At 71.8% G+C, this 24,937-nt stretch carries 24 protein-coding genes and 2 pseudogenes; 8 read left to right on the top strand and 18 right to left on the bottom strand.

Going from position 1 to position 24,937, the window contains the following annotated elements; translation table 11 throughout:
- Positions 1–105: 105 nt before the first annotated feature.
- From IH50_RS0133550 to IH50_RS38185, 3 genes and pseudogenes are all read right to left on the bottom strand, one after another.
- Positions 106–786: pseudogene (locus tag IH50_RS0133550) on the bottom strand (site-specific integrase); the annotation flags it as partial.
- Between the two features lie 169 nt (positions 787–955).
- Complete coding sequence (locus IH50_RS38965; RefSeq protein ID WP_158801376.1) at positions 956–1,378, bottom strand: hypothetical protein; 423 nt, start codon at positions 1,376–1,378, stop codon at positions 956–958.
- Positions 1,306–2,103 (bottom strand): DUF4158 domain-containing protein, encoded by a 798-nt coding sequence (locus IH50_RS38185; protein ID WP_051767553.1) that lies wholly within the window; start codon positions 2,101–2,103, stop codon positions 1,306–1,308. The genes IH50_RS38965 and IH50_RS38185 overlap by 73 nt, the downstream gene beginning before the upstream one ends.
- A gap of 162 nt (positions 2,104–2,265) precedes the next feature.
- On the opposite strand from IH50_RS38185, the gene IH50_RS0133535 reads away from it, so the two are divergent.
- Positions 2,266–2,559 (top strand): hypothetical protein, encoded by a 294-nt coding sequence (locus tag IH50_RS0133535; RefSeq protein ID WP_051767552.1) that lies wholly within the window; start codon positions 2,266–2,268, stop codon positions 2,557–2,559.
- 385 nt (positions 2,560–2,944) lie between these two features.
- Positions 2,945–3,856 (top strand): annotated as a pseudogene (locus IH50_RS38180) (DUF4185 domain-containing protein).
- Here IH50_RS38180 and IH50_RS0133525 read toward each other — a convergent pair.
- Entirely contained in the window at positions 3,825–4,715 is an 891-nt protein-coding gene (locus tag IH50_RS0133525) for a hypothetical protein (protein WP_051767551.1), read from the bottom strand. The pseudogene IH50_RS38180 and the gene IH50_RS0133525 sit on opposite strands and share 32 nt — an antisense overlap.
- A 244-nt stretch (positions 4,716–4,959) precedes the next feature.
- Positions 4,960–5,268, bottom strand: coding sequence for a hypothetical protein (locus IH50_RS0133520; RefSeq protein WP_030871086.1), 309 nt, complete (start codon positions 5,266–5,268; stop codon positions 4,960–4,962).
- Positions 5,269–5,513: 245 nt separating this feature from the next.
- On the opposite strand from IH50_RS0133520, the gene IH50_RS0133515 reads away from it, so the two are divergent.
- A complete protein-coding gene (locus tag IH50_RS0133515) occupies positions 5,514–7,664 on the top strand; it encodes an MMPL family transporter (protein ID WP_030871083.1) in 2,151 nt (716 codons plus the stop codon).
- Between the two features lie 189 nt (positions 7,665–7,853).
- Here IH50_RS0133515 and IH50_RS0133510 read toward each other — a convergent pair whose 3' ends face one another.
- From IH50_RS0133510 to IH50_RS0133495, 4 genes are all read right to left on the bottom strand, one after another.
- Positions 7,854–9,305, bottom strand: coding sequence for a HAMP domain-containing sensor histidine kinase (locus IH50_RS0133510; RefSeq protein WP_030871080.1), 1,452 nt, complete (start codon positions 9,303–9,305; stop codon positions 7,854–7,856).
- On the bottom strand, positions 9,302–9,994 hold the full coding sequence (locus tag IH50_RS0133505) for a response regulator transcription factor (RefSeq protein WP_030871077.1): 693 nt from the start codon (positions 9,992–9,994) through the stop codon (positions 9,302–9,304). The genes IH50_RS0133510 and IH50_RS0133505 overlap by 4 nt, the downstream gene beginning before the upstream one ends.
- Positions 9,995–10,454: 460 nt before the next feature.
- Positions 10,455–11,576 (bottom strand): hypothetical protein, encoded by a 1,122-nt coding sequence (locus IH50_RS0133500; RefSeq protein ID WP_030871075.1) that lies wholly within the window; start codon positions 11,574–11,576, stop codon positions 10,455–10,457.
- A 237-nt stretch (positions 11,577–11,813) separates the two neighbouring features.
- A complete protein-coding gene (locus IH50_RS0133495; RefSeq protein WP_030871074.1) occupies positions 11,814–12,260 on the bottom strand; it encodes a DUF1772 domain-containing protein in 447 nt (148 codons plus the stop codon).
- A 91-nt stretch (positions 12,261–12,351) separates the two neighbouring features.
- Here IH50_RS0133495 and IH50_RS0133490 point away from each other — a divergent pair, with 91 nt between their 5' ends.
- Positions 12,352–12,930 (top strand): TetR/AcrR family transcriptional regulator, encoded by a 579-nt coding sequence (locus tag IH50_RS0133490; RefSeq protein WP_030871072.1) that lies wholly within the window; start codon positions 12,352–12,354, stop codon positions 12,928–12,930.
- A gap of 388 nt (positions 12,931–13,318) precedes the next feature.
- Here IH50_RS0133490 and IH50_RS41815 read toward each other — a convergent pair whose 3' ends face one another.
- The 7 genes from IH50_RS41815 to IH50_RS0133455 all read right to left on the bottom strand — a co-directional run bounded on the left by IH50_RS41815 (position 13,319) and on the right by IH50_RS0133455 (position 17,234).
- Positions 13,319–13,786: a hypothetical protein gene (locus IH50_RS41815; RefSeq protein ID WP_158801374.1), complete on the bottom strand. Its 468-nt coding sequence runs from the start codon at positions 13,784–13,786 to the stop codon at positions 13,319–13,321.
- A gap of 307 nt (positions 13,787–14,093) precedes the next feature.
- Positions 14,094–14,381 carry a hypothetical protein gene (locus IH50_RS41810; protein WP_158801372.1) on the bottom strand — a complete coding sequence of 96 codons (288 nt, stop codon included), beginning with the start codon at positions 14,379–14,381 and terminating at the stop codon, positions 14,094–14,096.
- 155 nt (positions 14,382–14,536) lie between these two features.
- On the bottom strand, positions 14,537–14,935 hold the full coding sequence (locus IH50_RS0133475) for a hypothetical protein (protein WP_030871066.1): 399 nt from the start codon (positions 14,933–14,935) through the stop codon (positions 14,537–14,539).
- Positions 14,935–15,210 (bottom strand): hypothetical protein, encoded by a 276-nt coding sequence (locus tag IH50_RS0133470; RefSeq protein WP_030871063.1) that lies wholly within the window; start codon positions 15,208–15,210, stop codon positions 14,935–14,937. The genes IH50_RS0133475 and IH50_RS0133470 overlap by 1 nt, the downstream gene beginning before the upstream one ends.
- 91 nt (positions 15,211–15,301) lie before the next feature.
- Positions 15,302–16,135 carry a hypothetical protein gene (locus IH50_RS0133465; RefSeq protein WP_158801370.1) on the bottom strand — a complete coding sequence of 278 codons (834 nt, stop codon included), beginning with the start codon at positions 16,133–16,135 and terminating at the stop codon, positions 15,302–15,304.
- 11 nt (positions 16,136–16,146) lie between these two features.
- The gene (locus IH50_RS0133460) at positions 16,147–17,025 is read right to left on the bottom strand and encodes an RNA polymerase sigma factor (RefSeq protein ID WP_037873355.1); all 879 of its coding nucleotides are present in this window, start codon (positions 17,023–17,025) and stop codon (positions 16,147–16,149) included.
- Positions 17,025–17,234 (bottom strand): hypothetical protein, encoded by a 210-nt coding sequence (locus IH50_RS0133455; protein ID WP_030871051.1) that lies wholly within the window; start codon positions 17,232–17,234, stop codon positions 17,025–17,027. Before IH50_RS0133455 ends, IH50_RS0133460 begins: the two co-directional genes overlap by 1 nt.
- A gap of 1,015 nt (positions 17,235–18,249) precedes the next feature.
- Between IH50_RS0133455 and IH50_RS0133450 the strand changes: the two genes are divergently transcribed.
- On the top strand, positions 18,250–19,173 hold the full coding sequence (locus tag IH50_RS0133450; protein WP_158801368.1) for a right-handed parallel beta-helix repeat-containing protein: 924 nt from the start codon (positions 18,250–18,252) through the stop codon (positions 19,171–19,173).
- 108 nt (positions 19,174–19,281) lie between these two features.
- On the opposite strand, the gene IH50_RS38955 is transcribed toward IH50_RS0133450, so the two are convergent.
- Together IH50_RS38955 and IH50_RS41305 are read right to left on the bottom strand one after the other, a co-directional pair.
- Positions 19,282–20,904, bottom strand: a complete 1,623-nt coding sequence (locus tag IH50_RS38955; protein WP_030871044.1) for an RNase H family protein — start codon at positions 20,902–20,904, stop codon at positions 19,282–19,284.
- A gap of 88 nt (positions 20,905–20,992) precedes the next feature.
- Positions 20,993–21,322: a hypothetical protein gene (locus tag IH50_RS41305; protein ID WP_158801366.1), complete on the bottom strand. Its 330-nt coding sequence runs from the start codon at positions 21,320–21,322 to the stop codon at positions 20,993–20,995.
- Positions 21,323–22,456: 1,134 nt separating this feature from the next.
- Between IH50_RS41305 and IH50_RS0133430 the strand changes: the two genes are divergently transcribed.
- The 3 genes from IH50_RS0133430 to IH50_RS0133420 all read left to right on the top strand — a co-directional run bounded on the left by IH50_RS0133430 (position 22,457) and on the right by IH50_RS0133420 (position 24,867).
- Positions 22,457–23,371: an NADP-dependent oxidoreductase gene (locus IH50_RS0133430; RefSeq protein ID WP_030871035.1), complete on the top strand. Its 915-nt coding sequence runs from the start codon at positions 22,457–22,459 to the stop codon at positions 23,369–23,371.
- Positions 23,372–23,408: 37 nt separating this feature from the next.
- Positions 23,409–23,888: a MarR family winged helix-turn-helix transcriptional regulator gene (locus IH50_RS0133425; protein WP_030871033.1), complete on the top strand. Its 480-nt coding sequence runs from the start codon at positions 23,409–23,411 to the stop codon at positions 23,886–23,888.
- Between the two features lie 388 nt (positions 23,889–24,276).
- On the top strand, positions 24,277–24,867 hold the full coding sequence (locus IH50_RS0133420; RefSeq protein WP_030871030.1) for a DinB family protein: 591 nt from the start codon (positions 24,277–24,279) through the stop codon (positions 24,865–24,867).
- The last annotated feature ends 70 nt before the right edge of the window (positions 24,868–24,937 follow it).

Raw genomic sequence — 24,937 nt, 5'->3', positions numbered from 1 at the left:
CCACTCGACGATCTTTCCGTGAACCTCAGCGAGGCCACGGAACGGTGTGCTAGCCGACCAAGATCGTTCTCACCGGGATTTCCTGTACGGCAACTACTCACACCCGACCTTCCCCGGGCCGGGGCGGCGGTGGGTGACGAACACCGGGCCGCGGGTGCGGCCCCGCAGCAGACGGGGCAGGAGCCGGGCGGTGCCGGCGTCCCAGTAGACGGTCTCCAGCACGAAGTCCTCGCGCGCCTGCCCGCGGCGGCGGGCCTTGCTCCGGGCGCCCTTGGCCTTGACCGGGCAACACCGGGCGGCGAGATCCAAGTCCTCGATGTTCACCCCGAGGATCTCCTCCGACCGCCCGGCGGTCTCGTAGAGCATCCGCCACAGCGTCTTCTCCCGCAGGTGGACCTCGCGCCGGGCGATGAGCCGGTCCACGGCCATCTTCGAGCGGGCCGGGGTCTCGGAGTCCGGCACCGCCAGCCGCTTCGTCCAGGCCGGGACCGCCGGACCGTCGTAGCCGTACGACGCGCACCAGCCCAGCCACGAGAGCACCGCCGCCCGGCGGGCATTCCAGGTGTTGACCGCCGCGGTGCCCCACAGCAGTTCCAGTGCCTCCCCGATCTCGTCGTCCGCGACCGACCCCAGCGGGCGGGCCTCCCCGATCCGCTCGGCGGTCTTGCCGACCCCGACCCCGTAGCTGCGGACCGTGTTCGGGTTGCGGAGCGAGTCGAGGAAGGCGTCCGCCACCGCGCGGACGGTCAACGCCTTCCCGGCCGGCAGTTGCACGACGGTGGGCACGGCTTCCCCCTTGCCACGGATAACAGGGCCGCTTCACGTACGGCCCGGAGAACGTCACCGCAGGTGACGAACCAAGCTCCCGCAGATAATAGGGCGTTATCCGTGGAACGACTTCAGACCGGCCCCGCGGCCGAAGTTCCGCCAGCCGCCTACCAGGGCCGACGAACGCTTAGCGCACGATCTGACACGGATGTTCCTCGACCCCGTTGTAGCGGGCCTCGTTCGCCGCGGCCTCTGCCGCCAGCGCCTTGAGCGTCTTCTCCCCGCCGACCACCGGGAAGATCACCCGCCGCACCGTGCCGGACGGCTCCGACAAGGCCGCCTCCGCGACCCGCAGCAGCATCGCCTCCTTGCCGCGGACCTTCTTCAGCTCCGCCCCCAGCTCCTTCTCAGCCTTCCGCTCCGCGCGGGTGTTGATCTTCAGTACGAGCTGGATGAACAAATCCACCAGCGAGTCGGTGATCTCCGTCTGCCGGACATGGCACAGCGTGGCCAGCAGCGTCAGCCGCCGCAGCGGCTTCATCCGCTCCAGGTTCGCCGGGTACTCCTTCGACGCACGGGCCCGCCAGGCGTCCACCAGCTTCTCCGACACGTCCGCGAACAGGTCCGCAGGCAGTTCAGCCGCCGCACCCGCTCCAGCTTGTTCACCTCCGCAAGCAGGCTCTCCAGGCCCGGGGCGCCAGGGTCCGTCTTCAACTCGGTGAAGTGCGACCGCCCGCCCCCAGCCACCGCGCCCTCGCCGTCCGCGCCGTGCTCGGTGCCGTCACCCGCGATCAGATCTTCCAGCCGCGATCGGGTCGTGTGACTGAGCCGGTCCAGCGTGCTGCGACAGAACCGCTTCTCGAAGTCCTTGATCGCCTTGCCCACCAACCGCCGCACCTGCCCGGGCGCCGGCGGCTCGATATGGTCATTGCGGCACCGTGCCACCACGGCTGCCGCGAGCCGGTCACGGGACAGCTCCACCGGGCACAGCTCGGTAGCCAACCACGCGGCCAGCCGGTCCTGGTCCTCCTCGGTGTTCGCCCGGAACCCGTACGCCGCCCGGATCTCGCCCCGGTGTCGCTGGATCGCCTTGCTCTGCCAGTCGTAGTCCGCCCACGCCTCTGCGGGAACCTTGACCTGCTGGGCTACGTACTCCACCGCGGCGGTCGGCACCTCCTGGGCCGACTCGGGGAACCGGGCCTCCACCTCGAAAAACTTGAGCAGCAGCGCGAACCCGAGCCGAGTCGCCCCGGACTTGTTCCGCACCCGCTTCATGTCGTCTTCCAGCAGGGTCCAGACCTCGATCAGGTCCTCCGGCTCCCAGTCCTGCCGCACCCCGTACTCCTCGCCCCACGCCCGAGATCACTCGTTCAGCTCAACGAGGCGCCAGGCGAGGGGAAACGACGACCACAGCAGTCACACAGCGCTACATGTCCGTTCGCCGTAGCTATACGAGAACAGGGCCGCTACCGCCAGGACTGCTCCGGCTACGCCTCCATGGCACTCGGCCTGCCCGCGCCCGGCACCAACACCGTGGGGCTGACCAACCGCAGGCTCACCCGCCCCATCGCCATGAGCGAGCTCCAGCCCGGCGACCTCGTCATCGACGCCATCGGCAACAGCAACACCCGCCACGTCGTCATCTTCGAGAAGTGGAACGACGCCGCCCACCGCTCCTGCACGGCCTACGAACAGCGCAGCCCCCAGGGCACCAGCCACCGCTCCCTGACCTACGGACTGGCAGCAGGCAGCGAGTACAAGGCCTACCGCCCCCTCCAGTACGGCAACTGACACCCGATGCCGAGCCCGGTGTGTGCCCCACTCTCCGGCGGGGTACACACCGCCACCACTCCGGAAGCGGGCAGCCGGCGCGAGCGACAGTACAACCGCCGGCTGCGTTCCCCGTTCGACGGCCCGCCCGGCCGGCTCGCCGGACGGCCCTCGACGCCCCTTGTCCCGACATCCACCCAGGAGCGTTCATGCACGACAGCACACCTGGCAACGCCCCGCGCCTGCCCCGGACCCCGATCCGCCCGGTCCACCTCAGCCGGGCCGGCTTCCTCCGGGCGGCCGCCACGGCGGTCCTCGCGAGCGGTCCCCGGCTCCACACCCCGGCCCCCTCCGCGTCTCCAAGGTCGCCGACCTCACCGGTCCAGGGGTCACCACCCGGTTCCGTATGGAGGCCACCGACCTGGGCGTGCCCGTACGGACACCCGACGGCCGGCTCCTGTTCGTCTTCGGCGACACCTTCGAGGAAGCCAGGGTCGGCGGCGGGTGGTGGCGCTCGCCCGTGGCGCTGTACGGGCGCTTCGACGGGCCCGGCCGGCCGGTCGTCTGGACCGGCGCGGTGGGCGGACGGCATGCGAAGCAGCTGTGGCCGTACGACCACGACAACCCCGATTACTCCACCGTGCTGCCGTCCGATGTGATCACCCTCGGTGACACCATGTACTTGCACGTCATGGTGAACAAAGGGCTCGGCAACGTGGTGCGCACCGAGATCTGACGGTCGGGCGACTCGGGCGCGACCTGGGAACCCACCGGTGCCGTGTTCGCCGCGAACCTGCACGGAGGCATGTTCCAGCTGCTCACCTGGGCCCTCGGCGACGACGGGTACGTCTACGTCCTGTCCACCGGGTTCCAGCGGGACAAGCCGGTCATCCTGCACCGGGTCCGTCCTGACCGGCTGACGGATCCCGGCGCCTATGAGCCATGGGGACGCGGTCCCGACGGCCGCTGGGCCTGGGGCAGTCCGCCCGTACCCGTCCTGGACGGGGCATTCGGCGAGTTGTGCCTGCGGCCGCTCGGCGGCCGGTGGATCCTGACCTGGTTCGACCAGGGCGGCTACCGGTTCGAGGGCCTGGTCGCGGACCACCCCGCGGCAGACCTGCGCACCGCCCACCGCCGCACCCTGCTGCGGGGCACGTCCTGGGGCGCCGAGGACGACACCCACGTGGCGCGGTTGTACGGCGGTTACGTCATTCCCGGGTCGACGCTCGGTGATCTCCACCTGTCAGTGAGCCAATGGAACACCGAGGCGGGATGGCCCTACCGCGTCATGCAGTTCCGCGTCCGCGGTCTGCTCTGATCCCGGAACCGGGTCCGGCGGCGGCTTCGGTTCCGCAGAACTGTTCGAGCAGGAGGGGGGTGCCCAGTGCGGTGGCGGTCAGTTTGCGGTGGGCGGCTTCCAGGGTGCGTACGGCGGCGGGCAGGCCTGCGGGGAGTGCGGGTTGTCCGTCGCGGGGGCGGCCGGGGGAGGTGGTGATCCAGAGGTGTTCGACGCGTCCGCCGTTGAGGGCGGTGAGGTGGCCGGCGGTCAGGGCGTGGTGGGTGGTTCTCCAGCGGGTGAGGGCGTCGCGGGAGACGGTGTCCAGGGGGTACCACTCGCCGGCGGCGCGGGCGCGGGGCAGGGGGCGGTCCAGGTCCAGGTCGGTGAGCCGCATGGGATGGAGTGTGCTGATGCCCTGTCCGGTGCAGACGGCGAGGGCGATGAGGGCGACCGAGCGCTGCCAGGTGGCTTCGAGGGTTCCGGCGGGGTGGTGGCCGGCGAGGAGGCGCAGGGTGCGGTGGGCTTCGGTGGGGGTGAGGCGTGGGGCGAAGTGGGGGGCGGGCGGCTGGAGGTCAAGGGGGTGGCCGTAGTGGCGGGAGAAGGTGTTGAGGGAGCTGGTGCGGGCGGCCATGGAGTTGGCGGCGGCGGGTGCGGTGGGGCCGTGGAGGCCGGGGCGGCGCCGGGTGGTGCCGCGCTGGGCGGCGGTGAGCCAGGCGAGGGCGTTGTCCTCGTCCAGGAGGTCTTCGGTGGTGAGCCGGCCGGTGTCGCACTGGCGTTGTGCGGCGAGCCAGGAGGTGTATTCCTCGAGGTAGGCGCGGCGCTGGCGGCGGGTGGCCTCGGAGCGCAGGGTGTCGAGGAACCGGCTGACGGCGGTGACGGCGCGGTCGGGGGCGTTCATGAGGCGCCCGGTCCGGTGAGGTGGGTCAGCTTCGGCAACGTCTTTCCTCCTGGGCCGTATCCGACGGCAGTACGATTAAATAACAGCAAGTAGCTACTGATCATTCCGCTTCGCCCTCCGGCGAGCCCGTCGTTCCGGCTCGTGTCGAACCGAGACGTACGTGCCGGTCCGGTACGTACAATACGGCCCTCCGGCCTCCCGGCCACATACGTTCCCGCTCCGGCCGGCTCGGGCGTCGTCAGACTCAGCTTCTTACTGTTATATGACTACTCCCGGGACCACCGGCCGCCTCCGGCATACGGCTGCGGACCTGGATGAACATGTCGTGGATGTCCTGGGCACGCCGGGCGCGGGACTCGTTCATCGCGCGCCCGGCCTGCACGCCGCCGGCCCGCAGAAACCGGTCGTAGTACTGCCAGTCGTCCCGCATGCGCAGCAGCCGCCGGCCAGCACCGAGGCGTGACCTCGTGCCTTCGCGGGCCTGTGCGTCGAGCCGTACCTCCAGGACCGTCTGCAGCACGCCCGCGGACAGGGCGGCCCAGCCCAGCGGCAAGTCGACGTCCGGCTCCGGGCCGTACGCGTCGGGACGGACGTCGACGCGTTGATCATCCGGCCCGGCGGCTGTGCCGCCCTGGCCTTGCCCACCGGGCAGGACCTCGACGCCACCACGCCGGTGCGTGCGCCGGGCACATGGTTCGGCCGACCGGCCTGAGCACCGCATTAACAGTCGTCTCAGGTTCCCTCAGTACGAAGTAGGCCTCCAGACAAGCGATGTGACCCGTATGCAGGAGGCTAGTGATGGCAGTCGACGCAGCGCCGTCCGGGCAAGCGCCGGCCGGTCGGTTGGCAGGCCGGTGGGTGCCGTGGTTGGTGATCGGCCTGTGGCTGGTACTGGCGGCGGGCATGGTGCCGCTGAGCGGAAAGCTGAGCTCGGTCACCACCGACAGCGCCGTGGACACCCTGCCGGCCGGTGCCGAGTCCACCAAGGTGGCTGCGCTGGACGACAGTCTCCCCGGCGGTGAGGACAGCACGTTCGTCTTCGTGTACCACCGGGCCGACGGCATGACCGACGCCGACCGCGCGACGGTCGAGCGCCACTACGACACCCTTGCCAAGCGGTACCCGCCGAAGGCGACGGAGGCGGCCGGCGAGGACGACGAGGACTCACCGACGAGCCTCTCCACCGACCGCAAGGCGATGACGTTCACCCTCGAGGTGAGCACGGAATACGGCCCACCGGAGGAGATCGTCGGACCGTTGCGTGACGCCGCGAAGGACCGCCCCTCCGGCCTGGAACTCGACGTGACCGGCCCGGGCGCGATCGACGGCGACATGGATGCCGTCTTCGACGGCATCGACGAGCAGGTCCTCCTCACCACCATCGCCGTCGTCACGCTCCTGCTCATCCTCACCTACCGCAGCCCGGTGTTGTGGATCATCCCGCTGGTGGCCGTCGGCGCGGCCGCACTGACCTCGATGGGGACCGTCTACCTGCTCGTCAAGGGCTTCGGCATCGTGGTCAACGACCAGAACTCGGCGCTGCTGACGATCCTGGTGTTCGGCGTCGGCACGGACTACGCGCTGTTGCTCATCGCCCGATACCGGGAGGCACTGCACCACCATGAGAACGTCCGGGTCGCGATGGTCCACGCGCTGCGCGGCGCGGCGCCGGCCGTCGTCGCGTCCGCGGCCACCGTGGTCGCCGGCCTGCTCTGCCTGCTCGTAGCGGACCTGAACAGCACCAGCGGGTTGGGCCCGATCGGCGCGGCCGGCATCCTGTGCGCGCTGGTGGCCATGCTGACGCTGTTCCCGGCGGTGCTCGTGGTGCTCGGCAGGCGGATCTTCTGGCCGGCCGTCCCGCGGTTCAGCACGGCCGCGGAGGAGAAGCCGGGGCTGTGGGGACGGCTCGGCACCGCCATCAGCCGCCGCCGGTGGGTGGCGACGCTCGGCTCGCTCGGAGTCCTCGGCGTACTCGCCCTCGGGCTGGCGGGCAACACCGGCGCCCTGCGGGAGCAGGACCAGTTCCTGTCCGCGCCGGAGTCGGTCACCGGCTTCACCGTTCTCCGCGAGCATTTCCCGGAGCTCGGCGGCCAGCCGATGACGGTCTTCACGCGTCCGGCACACCAGGAGCGGGTGCTCGACGTCGTCAAGGACACGCGCGGCGTGGCCCTGGCCGTCCCGGAGCAGACCAGCGGTGGCTGGGCCAACATCTCCGTGTTCCCGGAGGACGCGCCGGACACCGCCGCGGAGTACGACACGATCAAACGGGTGCGCACCGCCGTGCACGCGGTGAGCGGGGCGGAGGCGATCGTCGGCGGACCGAGCGCGGAGAACCTCGACACCGAGGTGACCACCAGGCGCGACGAGAAACTGGTGATCCCGCTGGTGCTCGTCGTCGTCCTGATCATTCTCGGGCTGCTGCTGCGCGCGGTCCTGGCCCCGCTGGTCCTGATGGCCACCGTGATCGTCTCGTTCGCCGCGGCCTTCGGCGGCAGCGTGTTCGTCTTCGACACGATCCTCGGGTTCAAGGGCATCGACTACTCGGTGCCGCTGCTGGCATTCCTGTTCCTGGTGGCACTCGGCGTCGACTACAACATCTTCCTGGCCGGCCGGGCCCGGGAGGAGACCGTGCGTCTCGGCACCGAAGAGGGCATGCTCAGGGCCCTCTCGGCCACCGGCGGCGTCATCACCTCGGCAGGCCTGGTGCTGGCGGCCACGTTCGCGGTCCTCGTCACACTTCCGCTGGTGATGCTGGTCGAGGTCGGTTTCCTGGTGGCCTTCGGCGTGCTGCTCGACGCCCTGCTGGTGCGGTCGGTCCTGGTGCCCGCCCTCACCTTGCTGATCGGCCGGCGGATGTGGTGGCCGAGCCGGCTGTCCCGGCCGGCGGCCAAGCTGCCGGACGGTCAACAGCCGCTCGCCGGCGACGAGGAGCCCGCGCTGCAACGGTGAGCGCGGCGGCACGGACGAGTTCCGGGACGGGCCCCAGGCCCGTCCCGGATTCTCATGGGCCCGCGGCCGCCGTCCCTTGTCCCGCGCCGCGCCGTCGGGGCCGGCGCATCGTGGTGTCCTGCCCCGACGGTGAGCCGCGCGGGGCCATGCCCGAGGGCCGCCGTCCCTCGTTCCGCGCCGCCGAGCGGGTCAGCACGCCTCGGTGTCCTCCCCGGCGGTGAGCCGCGCGACCGGGGCGGGCGGGGCCGTGGCCGGAAGGCCGACCCGAAGCAGCGCGCCACCGCGTGCGGAGCGGGCGACGGCGGCCCGGCCGGCATGGGCGTCGACGACCCGCTGCACGATCGACAACCCCAGACCGGATCCCGGCAACGCCCGTGCGCTGTCGGCACGGTAGAACCGGTCGAACACCCGCGGTACGTCGGCGGCGTCGATGCCCGGCCCGGCGTCGTCGACCTCGAGCACCGCCGACGCGCCCTCGGCACGGAGCCGGACCTGGACCGGCTGGTCCGCGGGGGACCACTTGCCGGCGTTGTCGATGAGGTTGAGCACCGCCCGCTCGAGCGCAGCGGGGCGCCCGCTCACCCACACGGAGGTCACGTCGAGCGCGACCTCGATGTCGGGCACGCGGGAACGCGCCCGGGCCACTGCGGCCACCACCACGTCGGCGAGGTCGAGCACCTCGGTGCTCTCGTCGCTGACGTCACCGCGCGCCAGGTCGGTCAGCTCGGCAACAAGGGTGCCCAACTCGGCCACCTGGGCGCCGAGATCGTTGAGCAGCCGGGTCCGGCTCTCCGCCGGCAGTGCGCTGTCCAGGGTGCCGCGCCGATCGAGCCGGATCAACAGCTCGACGTTGAGGCGCAGGCTGGTGAGCGGGGTCTTGAGCTCGTGGGCGGCGTCCTCGGCGAGCAGCCGCTGGGCCCGCCGGGAGTCCCGGAGCGCGGCGAGCATGTCGTTGATCGACTGGATCAGCCGCCGGATCTCCCCACCGCCCTCGTCCGGGATGCCGGCGTCGAGATCCCGGGTGTGCGCGACACGTACCGCGGCGGCGGTCAGCCGGTCGATCGGTGCCAGCCCGGTCCGCGCCACGGTCCGCCCGACAAGGGCGCCGCCGGCCACGCAGAGCAGCCCGATCAGCAGCATGCCGAACCCGAACTGGTTGACCGGGCCGTCGTCGACGGCCCGGGCCACCTGGACCGCGCCGTCGCCCGCCCGCAGCGTGTGGATGAGGTAGCCGTCCTCGTCGCTGTCGTTCGACTCCATCAGGTCGGCCGACACGCCCTGTGCCACGCGCCCGGCCTGCTCGCTGACCGGGGGCAGTGAGGGTTGGCCGGCCGGCGTCCGGATCGAGCCGTCGGACAGGATGACCCGCACCAGCCGACCGGATCCGGGATACGGCGGTAGCCGGACCTGCGCCGGACCGGCGCGCTCCGCGTTCGCCGCCAGGACGCGGGAGTCGGCGCGCAGCTGATCCTCGACGGTGTCCCGCAGCTCCCGGCCCAGTAGTTCGCTGGCCACCTGGAAGGCCAGGAACACGCTGACCGCGATGGCCGTCGCCGCGATCACCGTCAGCCTGGTCCGCAGGGACCGCCGGCGCCACCACCGGGTCAGCCTGCGCGGTTCCCGGCCGGCGGGCCTGCTCACGGAGGAGTCTCCCGCAACGTGTAGCCCAGGCCGCGCAGCGTGTAGATCAATCGCGGCTCGCCCTCGGCCTCCATCTTGCGGCGCAGGTAGCTCACGTATACCTGGAGGTTGTTGGCGGTGGCGCTCATGTCGAAGCCCCAGATCGCCTCGAACAGCGCGTCGCGGGTCAGGACCCGGGTCGCGTTGCGCATGAGGACCTGCAGGAGGGAGAACTCGGTCCGGGTCAGGCGCAGCGGCCGTCCGCCCCGCCACGCCTCGAACCTGTCGGGATCGAGCCGGACGTCGGCGAACGACAGGATCTGTGACTCCTCGCCGGCCGGCGTGCGCCGGCGCAGCAGGGCCCGCACCCGGGCCAGCAGCTCCTCGGTGGCGAACGGCTTGGGCAGGTAGTCGTCGGCGCCCGCGTCCAGCCCCGTGACCCGGTCGGAGACCTGGTCACGGGCGGTCAGCATCAGCACCGGCAGATCCCGGCCCGCGGCCCGCAACCGCCGGCAGGTCTCCAACCCGCCGAGGCGGGGCATCATCACGTCGAGGATCAGCAGATCCAGCGTGTCACCGCCGACCCCGCCGACCCCGTCGAGCACGGCGAGACCGTTGGCGACGGTGCTGGTGTCGTAACCCTCGACCTGGAGCACCCGCTCCAGGGACTCACGGATGGCCACTTCATCATCCGCGATCATGATCCGCACGTCGGCCCGTCCCCTTCCAGTCGACGCTTTTTCCGCTCATCTTCCCCGATCGACCTGAGACCAGGATTAGAGCGTCGCCGGGGACCGCGCTCTCACGGATGCCTGAGAAAGGGAACCTGCCTCGGCCCATGAGCAGGAACGGACGGCCGATGATCTGGAGGCGGCCTTCCGGCACGCCCCGGTGGTGGACGGCGGGAACGGTGCACATCACCCCGCCCACGGTGAGGACGACCGTACGAGGCTCGGCGCCCTCGGGTGTGGTCCCGCGCGGTGTTCTCTTCTCACGTCGGCGCGGAGAACGGCGGTGGGCGTCAGGTGAGGGGGCCGGCAGGAGCCCCCATGCCGCTTCCGACGCCTGGCCGGTCGACCGGTCCCGGCCTGCCGCACTCCTCCGGGAGGGCCGGAGTGCGGCGGGCCGGCCCGCTCGGCCGGCCACCGCGCTGTCCGGGTGCCGGGGCGGTCAGTAGAAGCGGCGGACGAAGACGTCCGACGTGCCGTTGGTGTCACCGGGCACGATGTCGTCGGCCGTGGACTGGAAGACCACGTCGCGCCCGCCGGCGCTGACCGCGTCGGTCCCGGCCGAGGCGGGCCGGTCCGAGACGGTCTCGTCGGTGCCCGTCTCCAGGTCGCGCAGCACGAGCGACGGCCCGTCCGTGTCGTGCGGGGCGTATAGCAGGTAACGGCCGGTGGGATCGATGGCCACGCCCCGCACGTCCGGCACCAGTTGGTCGGTGCCCGAGCCCACGTCGTGGACGTGGGTGTCGGAGCCCGAGAGGTAGACGACCTTGTCGCCGTCCTTGCTGAGCTGGACGAGTTCCGCCTCCTGGGAGGGGCCCTCGATCGGGCCGGAGGTGGTGCCGTCGGTCCGGTCCCACACGAGGACGTCCTTCGCCCGGCCGTCCTGGTAGGCGACGTGGCGGCCGTCGCCGCTGAGGGACGGCCGGGACGGGGTGACGTGCTCGAACTCGGCGACGGTCTGCGTGGTGTCGGCGTGCCAGTCCCGTACCTCGATGCGCTGCCGGGACGGAGGCCGGCCGGAGGTGGCGACCTGGGCGATGTAGCGGCCGTCCGCGCTCAGCGACGGCTGGCTGCAGCTGAGGCCCGGGCAGTTGATGCCGATCGTGCGTCCCGAGCTCACCTGGGACAGGAAGGTCTTCGTGTCCCTGAACAACAGCCCCCACAGGGCGACGTACTGCCCGTCGCCACTGATCACCGGGCGCTCGATCGGGGGCGTGTTGGTGCTCATCAGCGTGGTTTGACCCGTCCGCCGGTCGCGGACGAACACCCTCTTCCAGGTCACCGGGTTGTCGGAGGTGAGGTTGTTCGCCGCCGACGCGAAGGCGACGAGCCGCCCGTCCGACGTGATCGTGGCACCGGCGGAGTCGCCGTCGCCCTGGGTGCCGTCGGTCGCGACACTGATCCGCTCGACCCCGGCCCCGCCGTCGCTCGCGGCGCCCGTCACGGCCGTGGGCCCGGCCGCGGCGGCCGTCGGCAGCACCGCCGTGACCGCGCAGACCGCGACCGCCGTGCTCAGGGCGGCCCGCACACGTCTGGTGGTGCTCCGGTTCTCGTTTCCCCTCATGGTTTCCCCCCAGTAAGGACGCGGTCCTTCTTCCGGCTCCCCACCGGAGGACCACGATCATGCAACCGTGGTGGCGATGTGGGGTCAATGCGTCACATGACGTATTCGGTATCCAGGGGTGCGGTTTCGGTCGTGTGAGGGCGGTCCGCTTCGCATCGTCCGGGGGCTTCCCCCCGGAGCGGTGGGTGTCGCGGGGACCGCACGACGACGCCTCCTGCACGGTCTTGACCCGCGGGCTCAGGTGAGGGCGGTGGCCAGCAGGGCGAAGGCGGCGATGATGACGGCGACGCGGGCGTAGTGGTAGCGGTCCCAGCGGTTCATCTGCTCCTTCCAGTCCTCGGGCCGGTTCTCGGGAGTCCACGTCCTGCCCCGGTTGTTGATCGGGACGAGCAGCAGGACCGACATGATCACGCTGACGATCAGCAGCGCGGCGGCGGTGACGACGAGGCCGGTGCCGTGGTGGTCCCATCCGGCGACGGCCCAGACCGCGACGAGGACGAGCGAACCGACGTACCAGAACGGCATCACGGCGCCGAGCATCCGGCCCCCGTGGGCGCGGCCGAGCTGGCCGCTGTCGCCGGGGAGTGCGTTGAGGATCGGGTTGACGACGAAGGCGACGGAGAACTCCACCCCCACCATCAGGCCGACGACCACGGTGGTGAAGACCTCGAGTGCGGTGAGCATGACTACCCCTCCTGGAATCTAGCGATGCTAGCTGACGAAGCAACGCTAGACCTGCTGCCGCTCGATTGTCTAGCAGTGCTAGGATCGGGTCATGTCGGTACAGGAACGCAAGGAACGCGAACGGGCAGTCCGCGAACGCCTCATCGTGGCGACCGCCCGCGAACTCGCCGAGCGGCAGGGCTGGGACGCGGTCACCACCCGCCGGCTCGCCGAGCGCATCGAGTACAGCCAGCCCGTCCTCTACAGCCACTTCCGCGGCAAGCGCGAGATCATCGGCGCCGTCGCCCTCGAGGGCGCCGCCGAGATGGCCGCGGCACTGCGGGCCGCGACCTCCGCCGCCGACGGCCCGCGCGCCCGGGTCACCGCCCTCGCCCGCGCCTACCTCGACTTCGCCGCACGCAACCCGGCGGTCTACGACGCCATGTTCCGGCTCGACGGCGGCCTGGCGTTCGCGCAGGAGGACACCCCAAAGCCGCTGAAGGACGGCTTCGCCGCCCTGCTGGAAAGCCTCACCGAGGTCGCCGGGGACGGCGTCCACCCGGGGCTGTTCACCGAGGTCTTCTGGGCATCCCTGCACGGCCTGGCCACCCTCACCCGGGCGGGACGACTGCCCCCGGAGGACGCCGAACGGAGGGTGGAACTGCTGGTGGACCGGCTCGCCGCACTCTGACACACCGTCCGGCGGCCGGCCGCCACGGGCGCCCGACTCCTCCCCGAGCCACTCACCTCACGACCGGATCACATCGTCCTGGGCCGCTCCTGAAGCCATGACGGCGACCCCCGGATTCCCGCCCGGCCCGTCCGGCCCCGCTCCTGGTGGGACGCAGCGGCCGACGGACCCGTCGGCCGGGAAGCAGCCCCGGCCGGAAGAACCTCCCGCCCGGGCCCTTCTGCGCTTGCCGGAGGAGGGACGCCTCCCAGGGGTCATCACTCCCCGTCGACGCAGTCCGCCGCGGCCTTCAATGTCCCGAGAGGACGTTCTGAGCCGGTGCACCCGCTGCGGATGCGGGCTTGAGTTGGCCACTGCTCGGAAGATCACGCGGTCCCTTCGGCAGCTTCTACAGTGTCCCGAAGTGAAGAGGCCGGGGCACGGCGATCAGAAGGGCTGACGCACCGACGTGACACAGAACGAGCGGTTGGCTGACCTGAAGCCCGTTCGCCGGCGTCAGGCCGCCGCTCTGGCGCTGTGGCGGTGGCGTGCACCGGTACTCGCGTTCGAAATGGATGCAGACTGGGGCGTCGACCCGCATGTGCTCGAGTCGCTGTTCCGTCTGGCGACGGAACCTCCTGGGGAACAGTCGAACCATGCCTACGGTCAGGCATTCGCCGAGCTGTGCACGGCCCCGGTCTTCGAGTCCGAAGTCGACCCGGACACGGTCCAGCTCTTCCAATTGGAAATCTTCGGGGGCTTGCGGGCCTTCGGCGAGCTGCTCGACAAGCCAGGCCTGGACGAGGCCGAACGAGTAGTCGAGGTGTCGTCCGGCCTGGGGAGCTACCTGGACAGTCTGGTCGAGGACTCGTTCCACTCCCATCCCTCGGAGGAAGCACACCACCAGTACCTCGCCAACCTGGCGGACCGCACGAGCGGCGAGGGCTATTTCGCCTCACGCAACCTCGTTGTCGAGTCCGCCTGCCACGGCGCCCTCCTGACCTTTCCCGATTCCGACGGGCTGCTCGACTCGTCCGCGGGACGCGAGTTGCTCGCGCTTTGCGAGGACTTCGGCGAAGAGCTCGTCACAACGCTGCGGTGGCTTCGCACGACAGGCTATTGGCGATCACGCATCGAGCCCGGGGCGGGCAGCCGTGGTGGGCCGGCGACTCGGCGGAGGGCAGCTACGGACGGCGCTGGGCGAACAAGCCGGGTTCGGTCCCGGCGAGGACGCCGAGACCGACCAGGCGCTCGAGCTTGTGCCGGGTGCTATCGATGTTCTTCGGTGCCACGGCGAGATCGAGGCGCTTGCACAGGTCGCGGGCGCGCATCGGTCCGACGGCGTCGGGGATCTGTTGGTGGGCCGGGTGCTGTTCACGGGTGACTCCTCCCCGTACGCCGTCATGGTCATGGACCTCACCCCGGACGGCGACCAGGTCTACGTCGTCACCGACCCGGCCAAGCTCACCCACGTACGACCGGACGACGGGCGAGGACACACCCCCGGACCGCCCCGGGGTCCACCGACCGCCTGCCCCCGGAGGGCGCACATGACGGGGCCCCGCCCGGCCGGATCGGCAGGTCGTCGACGGCCGTGGAGGCCCTCCCGAGGATGCGGGCCGGGCGTCTACTGATCGGGGTGGACGGCCTGGACGCCGGTCCCCGCGTACGCCTTCGGCGTCAGGGTGAGCAGGAAGCGGCCGGTGGGGTGGGCGGGGGAGGGGCGGGCGGCGTGGATGGCGTGGACGGCGGCCCAGGAGTGCCCGAAGCGCAGCAGTTCGGTGGCCGTGACCGCGGCGTCGGTGTCGAAGGCCTCGATGCGGATGAACCGCAGTCCCTTGATGTAGCCGAGGAGTCCGGGCCGCTCGGCGTCGCCGGCCGTCAGCGACAGCACGGGTGCGTACAGGGTTCCCAGCCCGCCGGAGGCCTGGACGTAGAACGCCGCGACCGCCTCGTTGGACGGGTCCTTCGGGTCGTACAGTGCCGCGGCGGTCGTGTGGTCCAGGACGACCGGGATCGCCCCCACTACGCGGCTGCCTGCGGGGTGTGCCGCGTCCCGCCCAGGCGCTCCAGCAGTGCCCGTGCCCTCGCCTCGGCCTCGGGGCCCGGTGCGGTGCCGAGGGCGGAGGCGAGCTCGGCCCGGGCCAGCTCGGCGCGCTCGGCGTACTCGGCCTGTGTCGGGGTGCCCTGCGCGAGGTCCTCGACCAGGGAGCGGATGGTCGTGCCGTGCTCGGCCGCCAGCACGGCCAGGCGGTCACGGGCCGCCACGCTCACCTTGATGCTCGTCTCGTCTGCTGCCATGCCTCTACCGTACCGCGATCCTCTACTGTCGGTAGAGGATCGGCGTGCGTACGTGCCTGGAGCCCGCGGTCGTCCGCGGCCGGTGTCCGGGTCAGGGCGTGGCGGCTCCCCGGTGTGCGCGGGACGGCCGGGCCCGGGGGTCCTCGTTCCGGTCGTGGTCCGTGCGGACGGGCAGGGCGGGCGCGGTGGCGCGGGGGGTGCGGGTGCGGGTCTTCCACGGTGGGGCGGCGGTGAGGAGGAAGCCGACCCTGTCGGCGAACCGGGGTTCGGGGACGGGCAGTTCGATGGTCGGGTGGCGGTCGTAGTGGGGGGTGACGGCGTCGGCGACGTAGTTGGTCAGGGCGTCGATGCGGTGGGGCCGCCGGCGGCGGCCCGGGGCCGCGAGTTCGCTGAGGACGCGGAGCACGGTGGGGAGTCCGGCGTCGAAGCGGATGTCCGTGGGCGGGCATGCGCCGGCGACGGGGAGGGGTTCCGACGCCCCGGTCCCGGGGGTGAGGTCGAGGCCGGTCTGCTGGGCGTAGAAGGCGGCGGCGTGCTGTTCGCCGCGGACGCGGTGGTGCAGGGAGAGGGTGTAGCAGGCCGGGGGGTGGCCGTCGCCGGCGGCGTACTGCCACCAGAAGCGGGCGCCGTCCTCGATGCCCGCGAGGTGGAGGGCGCAGCCCAGGAGCCAGGCGCTGTGGTGGTCGGGGACCTGGTCGGTGAGGAAGGCCAGGACGTCGGGGGTGAGGGCGGTGACGGCGGTTTCGCACAGTGTGTGGAGCTGCCGGGCCGCGGCCGGGTCGGGGCGGTCGGGGCCGGCGGACGGAACCGCGGCCGGCGGGGGGGCGGCGGGGCGGGTGCCGTCGTCGTGGGGGACGGTGTCGTCGGGGACGTCGGGGTGGTGGTGCAGGCGGGCTCGGGCGAGGAGCTGGTCGATGGCAGACATGGCGGGCGGGGTCACTCCCGGGTGTCGGGGGCGCCGAGGAGGGCCTCGACGGTGGCGCGGGCGTGGTGGTCGACGGCGTGGGCGATGGCGGGGCTCAGGCCGAGGACGTGGGGGATGCGCTGGTCGGGTATGCCGCACAGGTAGTGCAGGACGGCGACGTCCATCTGGTCGTCGGGCAGGCGGCTGATGGCGTCGAAGAGGTCGACCAGTTCGGACAGGGCGATCATGTGTCCGGGGTCCTGGCGGGTGCGGATCTCGCGGGTGGAGAAGACGGCGGCGCGCAGGTCGGGGTGGCCTTCGTGGCGGGGGGCGCGGAGCATGACCCGGGAGCGCAGCAGGAGCCAGGCGTAGCGGTTGAGGTTGGCGCTGGCGGTGGCCTCGTTCCAGGAGAGCCACAGGATGTCGTTGGCCTCCGCGACGACGCCCTGGGCCCGCCGGTCGGTCAGGAGGAAGGCGCGGGCGTATTCCAGATAGGGGTGGCGCATGGTCTCGGTGAACGCCTGGTAGGGCAGCGGGGGTCCTTCGGCCTCGTGGGCGACCTGTTCGATGCACTGGCGGATCCACTCGGGGCCCTTGCGGGCTTCGCGGGCGGCGGCGGTCCACAGCCGGCGCATGGGTTCCGTGGGGATGTCCAGGGCGCGGATCACGCTGAAGGTGATCTCCCAGGCGGGGTAGTAGCCGTTTCCGCGCAGGAGTTCGCTGATCCGGGTCTTGGAGTAGCCGGACCGGTCGACGAGGTCGTCCAGGGTCAGGCCGCTGGTGCGGTGCACATTGCGGACGGGTTCGAGCCAGGCGCGGTGCAGCGGGCCCACTTCCGGGGAGATGGGGGCCGGCGGGCGGCCCCGTCTGACGCTGTGGGGCGGGGGCTGGGCGGCATCGGACGACGGCATCACCGCGGTACCTCCTGACCGCCTTGCCGCCGCCCGGCCGGGACGCCGGCGGAGGACGGCGTGAGCGCCTGGACGACCTGCTGCGTGAGCAGGCCCAGGGAGGGCAGCAGGACCGCCGCGGCGGCCGCGTGCCCGAGCACGGTCATCACCGTGCTCCATGTGAGGGCCGCCGCCAGGACGACAGCGGCCACCACCTTCTTACTCGACATCGCACTCTGTTTCTGTGAGCGAACGGCACCAACGAGCCCTCCGTCGGGCGGTGCTGAAGCGCCATCAGGAGGGGACCGCCAGGATGGCCGCACACAGCCGTCCGACGCTATGTGATCATGGGATTACGGAACAATAAGATGATCCGCCACCTCCCGCTACGCCCCGCCACCCGCCTCGCGGGCCTCATGACGCGGGGGTTCATCCCTTTGAGGAGAAAAACAGCACTTCTGCTCTGCAATTGCACGCGATCCCTCATCATGGATGTTCGCAAGGCGCCACTCGACGCCGCACCACGTGCGGCCCCCTGTGCTGAAGAAGGAAGAGGGGGCCGCACGGCCCACCACCCGTACGCCCCGGTCCCGCGCGGCCGGGCGAGGCGGGCCGGCGGGGTCCCCGCCACCGGCGGCCCATGTGCCCGACTCCCGCCGATCGCTTACGCGCACACCGGCTTCCCGGACCGCCGCGCCTTCACCCGCACCTGCTTACGGCCCTTCCCCCGGCCCGAGAAGCGGACGCTCCCGGCGGCCCGATAGCGGCACCGGCATGATGAAGCGGTGGCGGCACCCCTGTCCGGGACGCAATCCGGACAGGGCCCGGACCAGCCCGGACGGTCGGCGGCTGTCCGGGACAGCCGGCTCTCGTTGCCTCACCTGCCGATGGCCAGCAGTCTGTGTGGTGCCTGCCCGGCCAGGCAGCCGCCACGGCGCGGCCCTCTGCGTCGATGAACACCTCTTTCCATGCAGGAGGCTGGACCTGAGGCCGCGTCGGGTGAGCAGGCCGCATCGAGAGCATCTGGAATGCCGAACACCCGGAACGGGGCAGAGGAGTACATCCGACGTGTCCGCATTCCGTCCTTCAGCCTGTGGAACGGGTGGGGAATCTGCCGTTCTCCTTGCCGGGCAGTCCGCCGCCCGCAGGATCGGCCCGCCCGTCTCGGGCGGCCATGCCCCGTAGTCCGATACTGATCCACGCGAAGGAGCAGACAGCATGCGGAAGTTCGCGGTCGCCGGCCTCATGGCCGCCGTCAGCACGGCAAGCCTCATCGTCGCCACTCCCGCCGACGCGGCGCCCACCAGCGTCTACGTGAGCACCACGGGAAGCGATTCGGCCTCCGGCACGAAGAGCCGGCCGGTACGCACCATCGAGGAGGCGTTGAAGCGCGTCAGGAACAACGCGAACCTGACCTCGGTGCGGATCTTCGGGGGCACCTACCGCCCCCGGTCGAGCTTCTCGCTGGGCAAGGCGTACAAGCAGAAGTCGATCACCTTCACGCGGGTGGGCGGCAGCACCGCGCCGGTGATCAAGGGCACCAACGGGGCAAGGCACCTCGGCTACTTCCTCAAGGTCGCAGCCGACGGGCCGCGCATCCATATGAAGCGGTTGATCATCCAGTACTACCGGACCGGCGGCGTGCTGTTGAAGAACGACCGGAACACCTTCACCGGAACTCAGTTCAGTTTCATCGGCAACGCCTACGCCGGCGCCGGAGACGGGTACGCCGGGATCCACATGAACGCAGGCTCGTCGTACAACGTCGTGGACAACGTCTCCTTCCTCTACCTGAAGAACGTCGCCAACGAATGCCCCGGCTGCATGCACGGCGTCTACATGGCCGAACGAAGCCACCACAACACCGTGAAGAACAGCACCTTCCAGGGCATCACCGGTGATCCGGTGCGCCTGCGGCGCAGCAGCAGTGACAACCGCATCGACCACAACCAGTTCCGCCAGTCAGGAACGAACGCCATGGTCTCGTACTGGGTGCAGGCCTCGGACGGGAGCTTCGTCTGCGGCGCCCGGAACGCGGTCACGAACAACACCTACAGCAGCATGTCCAACGAGACGAAACCCGGCATCATCGTCAAGAGTGGTGCAGTCGGGGGCATGAGCTCTTGCCCCGCCGCGATCCCCACGGTGACCGGGAACACAAAGGCCTGACTCCGAAGAGCCGCGCCGCCGGACGGAGGCGGCCCGACCACTTCCGCCGACGCCACCGTGCTCCGTGTCACCCGTCCTCAGAGATGCTCCGTCCATGTTCCCGGAGCATCAGGCGGCGGCCGAGGACGGGCGGTTCCCGGGGCCGAGTGAGCGCAGGATCCGGGTCTCCTCCTTGCGGGCCGCGAGGGGGGAGACGCGGCCGGTGGCGCGGCGGAGGGAGAGGCCGGCGAGGGCGTCGGCGGTCTCGTTGAGGTCGTGTCCGACGTGCCCCTTGAGCCAGCGGACCCGGACGCGGTCGCGGTGGCGCAGCAGACGGTCCATGAGGTCCCTGCCCTCCGGGAAGAGAAGGGTGCGGTGGGCCGCCGCCGGGTCCGCGCGCTCCAGGGCCGCGTTCGTCACCTTCACCGCCTGGACGCTGTCGCACAGGACGACCACGGGCGCTTCCCCGTGGCGTTCGAGGAGGCTGAGGGCGGCCGCGCAGATGCCGATGACCTCGGCTTCGCCGCTGCTCGAGGCCATCGAGTCGCCGTGTCCGGCCGTCCCGTCCTCGGCGGCCCAGCCATGGCCGCACAGCGCGGACTCGTCACCGACCGCGGCGTCGGCGACGGCCACGACGGCGGTGTCGGGGAGGTCGTCGAGCAAGGCGTAACGGTCCCTGTCGGCCGGGTCCGTCACCGCCGGGTCTTCGCCGTCGCCGTCCTCGCCCGTGCCGGTGAGGGCGGCGGCGAGGGCGTGGTGGCAGTGCGGGCAGCCGCCGGCCCGCTCGGCGCAGCCGGCCCGGTGCCCGGCGGTCAGCTCGCGCACCCCGTGCCACGCCTCGGGCTCGGTGGCGGCGAAGCGTACGAGAGCCGCGGCACGGCACCGCGCGACGAGCTCCGCGACGGGCCCCGCGGCCGCGCAGGCCCGCATCCGGTCGTGGAGGTCCGCGGCCCGGAGCCTGGCCTCGCGGGCGCGGGCGGCCAGGACCGCGGTGTCCTGGTAGGCGTCGTCCAGGGCGTCGAGCTGTGCGTGCCGTGCGGTGAGGGGGCGGGCGAGGGCGTCCCGTTCGGCCCGGGCGATGGCGTAGCGGCCCCAGGCCAGCGCGGAACGGGCGTGCCGGTTCCACCGTCCGACCACCACGTCGTGCGGCAGGTGGGGATTCTCCTCCTCCCGCGCGTCGCGCAGGAGGGCCTGGACGAAGGCGTCGTCGGAGTGGTCCAGCAGTGCGCGCACCGGTGCCGGCGGTTCGCCGCCCGCCGACTGCCGGTCCCACGCCCACTGGGCGAGGTCGCTCTCCGGCACCCGCGGCGTGCCCTCCGGCACTCCCCTGTCGCGGAGTTCCTCCCGCAGCGCCGTGGCGTAGGCCTGCGGGTACGCGGCGCGCACCACGCGCAGCTCCAGCGTCTCCACCGGCCGGGAGAGGCCGGCCGTGCGGCGGGCACGCTGCTCCTTGCACACGGCGTCCGCCCGCGACCGGGCCCGGCGCACCTTGCGCGCGTGCTCGCGCAGCCGCCGCAGCCGCTCGGCGGGCCGGCCCGAGAGCTCCGCGCGCCGGACGTCCCCGCGGGCGAGGACGTCGGCGTGGGCGAGGGCGAGGGCGAGGGCGATGGGACCGGCGAGCGAGGCGTGCTCCAGGGCCGCAACAGTCTCCTCGGGGCAGATCCCGTTCATCCGTGCGAGGACGGCCTCCTGCAGGGCGGTGAAGTCCTCGGCGAAGCGGCGGACCAGCGCCGCGTGCTCGGTGATCGTCACGGTGGCCTTTCGGTTGCGCGTGGGCGGTGATCGGCGTGGGCGGGGGGCCGCGGGCCCGGGGGATGTCCGCCGGGCGTGGTCGTACGGGTCAGGCGCCGGCGGTGTTCGGCGGGTGGACCTGGGCGTAGACGGTGAGGAACAGCTCCAGGGCGGCGCGTTCCCCGGGGGCGGTGCGGCCGGAGGCGAGGCGGGCGCGGGCGTCGCGGTGGGCGCGGCTGAGGTGGCCGCCGCGTTCCAGGTGGTGCCACAGGAGGCGGAACGTCTGCTGGTGGTCGTAGAGGGTGGTCTCGTAGGAGGCGCCGGTGATGTGGCGGGCCTGGACCAGCAGGGCCCGGAAGCTCTCCTCACTGTCGCGCTCCGGCAACTGCGCCAAGTGGCGGTGGTAGACGGTCAGTTCGGGATCATCCATCTCGGTCAAGCAGGTCCCTCCACTCGTGAGGCTTCCTCTGGCGGCCGGTCCGGGGCAGGCCGCGGCAGTTCCCGTCGGCCACGGGCCGACCGGAAGCATCTATAGGTAAGCACGCAAGTGAAAGCAGCGTCAAACTTGCTAACAGGTGTGGCGGGTGCTGTGCCGTGCCCCCTGTTCCCGGCGAGAGGTGAGAACAGCTCATGCCCCAGCCGTCAGCCCGGGTGACAGCCGCGGATATCTCCCGCGTCGCGGGAGTCACACGCGCCACCGTCGCCAACCGGCGCCACGGCACGGCGACCTCCCGGCGCCCGCCGACGGCACCGGGGCCGGCCCGCTCCACGGCCTGGAAACCGTGCGGGCCTGGCCGCGCTCCCGCGGCCGGACCTCCGCCGCCGTTCCGCCGAGGAGCTGCACACCCCGCGGCGGCCGCACCCCTCGGCCCCGGCCGCACCGCCGCTCCCCCTGACCCTGGCCCCCGCACGAGCCGACAGCGTCGGCCGGCCTGCCGGACGCCGGCCTCGCGCGCGGCGGCTCCCCGGAGCTCCCGCGGGCCGTGACCGCCACCCGGGAGAAGTGACGAGGGCGCACGATGGACGGCCGGGAGCGCCGGAAGGCCGGTCCTCCACGGTGCCGACATCACCGACGGCGTGCCCGCGTCCGGCACCTTCCTCGACGGCGTGCCCTTGAAGTCTTCACCGGTCCTCACCGAGGGGGGACGTCCTGGTGCGCATGCCCCGGGAGGCTCCGGGGACATGGCCCGGCCGGCCGACGAAGCGGACATCAGCGTGCCGCTCGGGCGCGACGCGCACCTTCCGCGCCCCGACCCGGCACACCTGGCCCCCTGGTGCCTCGCGGGCTTCGTCGGCGCGAGCGCGCCGACCCGGTTCTCGTCCTCGCGTCGGGCCTCACGCCGGGCCGGGACCGCCGGGGTGCCTTAGTCGCCGTGGAGCGGCCGGCAGCAGGCAAGGAGCCTGTGGTGCACGGCGGGTACGCCGGGTGCGGCCCCGGCCGCGTCGGCGGGCGGGTCGCCTCCCGGACCCCGCTCGAAGCAATTACTTGGCTAGCCACATAATCGGTGCTACTTTTATGTGGCTGGCCACAGAAAGTGGTCGGCGCGGCATCCACGCGAGGAGACCCAGCGTCATGAAGGCCATTGTTTTCGACACGTTCGGCGGCACCGAGGTCCTGCACGAGGCGGAGATCGACCTCCCCCAGCCCGGCCCCGGCCAGGTCCGCGTGCGGATACGGGCGGTCGGCGTCAACCCGGTGGACGGCAAGATCCGCTCCGGCGTCATGGAGGCCATCTTCCCCACCACGCTGCCCGCCGTGCCCGGCGGGGAGATCGCCGGTGTGGTCGACGCCGTCGGCGAGGACGTCGACCACCTGAAGGTGGGGGACGAGGTCCTGGGCTGGTCCGACACCGGCTCCTACGCCCAGTACGCCCTGGCGTCCGCGGCCGTCCTCGCCCCCAAGCCGGCCGGCCTGGACTGGACACACGCCGCCGCCCTGCCCGTGGCGAGTGACGGTGCCGAACGCGTGCTGGACCTGCTCGGCGTCACCCCGGGTGAGACGCTGCTGATCCACGGAGCGTCCGGCGCGCTCGGCACCATCGCCGTCCAGCTCGCCGTCGCACGCGGCGCCCGCGTCATCGGCACCGCCGGACCGGCCAACCAGGAGTACGTCACCTCGCTCGGCGCGACCGCGCTGGTCTACGGCGACAACCTGGTCCAGCGGGTCCGCGCGCTCGCCCCCGACGGAGTGGACGCCGTCTTCGACGCCGCAGGCAAGGGCGCACTGGAGGACTCCATCACCCTGCGCGGCGGCACCGACCGGATCGTCACCACCGCCGACTTCCGCGCCCGTGAACTCGGCGTCGTCTTCGCCGAGGGCCCGCAGCGCCGCTCCGCCGCCCGGCTGGCCGAACTGGCCCGGCAGGCCGCCGACGGCACACTGGTGACCACGATCAGCGCCACCTACCCGCTGGCGGAAGCCGCCAAGGCGCAGCAGGCCAGCGACGGCGGCCACAACCGCGGCAAGATCGTCCTCACCGTCGACTGACCGATCACACCCCCACCCGTACGACCAGGAAGCGATGATGTCCGACACCACCTCACCGGAGCCACCGGGCGCGGCGCGCGACGGGCGGCTGAGCTACGCCGTCTTCCAGCTCGCCCGCGCACACCGCGGCCACGCCGCCGCCATGCTGCGCGCCCTGAACCTGCACCCGGGACAGGAGCTGCTGCTGATGCAGCTCTTCGACCGCGACGGCCGGACCCAGGCGGAACTCCTGGAGCTCGTCGGCCTCGACCACTCCACCGTCTCCAAGTCACTGCGCCGCATGCAGGAGGCCGGACTGCTCACCCGGGAGCCCGCCGCCCACGACCGGCGGGTCATGGTGGTCAGCCTCACCGACGCCGGCCGCGCCCTGCGGGAGCCCATCGCCGACATGTGGCGCACCCTGGAGCAGATCTCCGTACGCGATCTGACCCCTGACCAGGTCGAGATGTTCACCGCGTGCGCGCGCACCATCGAGAAGTCGGTCAGGGACCACGGCCGGCAGGCACCTGCCGAGTAATCAAGCACGGGCAGGCGGCCCACCCACCGGGAAAACCGCCCCCACCCCGCGCGGAGCGAGGGCGTCCCGGGGGCAGCCCTCGCCGCCCGGGCGACAGCGGCGTCGGTGTACCGCGTCGTCCGGAGCACCAGGGCATCGAGGACCGGATGCGGAGGCCGTTCGTCCTTGCCGGTGCCGACGGCGAAGTCCCGGCACGAGAAGCCGGAGAGCTTCCGGCGTTGCTTCAAGCCCTTCCCGGGGGCCGTGGCCGAACTCACCGGCCTTCTCACCCCTGGCGACGGCCGACGGTGGACAACGGCGGCCATCGCCGGGCCTCGGCTCTGCCGGTCGTCGCGGGCCACGTACGGGATCTTGAGGCCATGAGCAGCCCGTGGCAGGCTCGTGCCGCATGATCGACGAATTCGCGAAGGACAACCTGCACGGCAGACTGCGGCGGGACCGCGAGGCGCTGCTCTGGAAACTCGACGGCTTGTCCGAATATGACGCGCGCCGGCCCCTGACAGCCACCGGGACCAATCTCCTCGGCCTGGTCAAACACGTGGCCAACGTCGAGGCCAGGTACTTCGGCGAGGTCTTCGACCGCCCTTCCCCGGAACCGCTGCCCCGGTGGCAGGACCACTCCGACGGCAGCGATCTGTGGGCGAGTGAGGACGAGACCCGCGATCAGATCGTCGGGTTCTACCGGCGTACGTGGGAGCACTCGGACGCGACGATCGACGCACTTCCCCTCGATGCCCCCGGCCACGTGCCGTGGTGGCCGAAGCCTTACACCGACACGAACCTGTTCGCCGTCCTGGTCCACGTCCTCGGCGAGACCGTCCGGCACGCCGGGCACGCCGACATCCTGCGCGAGGGCCTCGACGGCCGGACCGGGATGCGCCCCGAACACGAGCAGCCGATCGACGAGGAAGCCCGTGCGGCCCACCGCGCGAAGATCGAGCGGGCCGCCAGGTCGGCCGCACCATTCAAGGCCCACTGATCGTTTCAGAATGCCGCCCCGTGGAGACGCCGGCGGCCAATGGGTGGTTGCGGACCGAATCGGTGAGCGA

Source organism: Streptomyces sp. NRRL S-37, assembly GCF_000721605.1.
GTDB lineage: Bacteria > Actinomycetota > Actinomycetes > Streptomycetales > Streptomycetaceae > Streptomyces.
The sequence above is the reverse complement of the archived record's forward strand: the minus strand, read 5'-3'. Positions and strand labels throughout refer to the sequence as shown.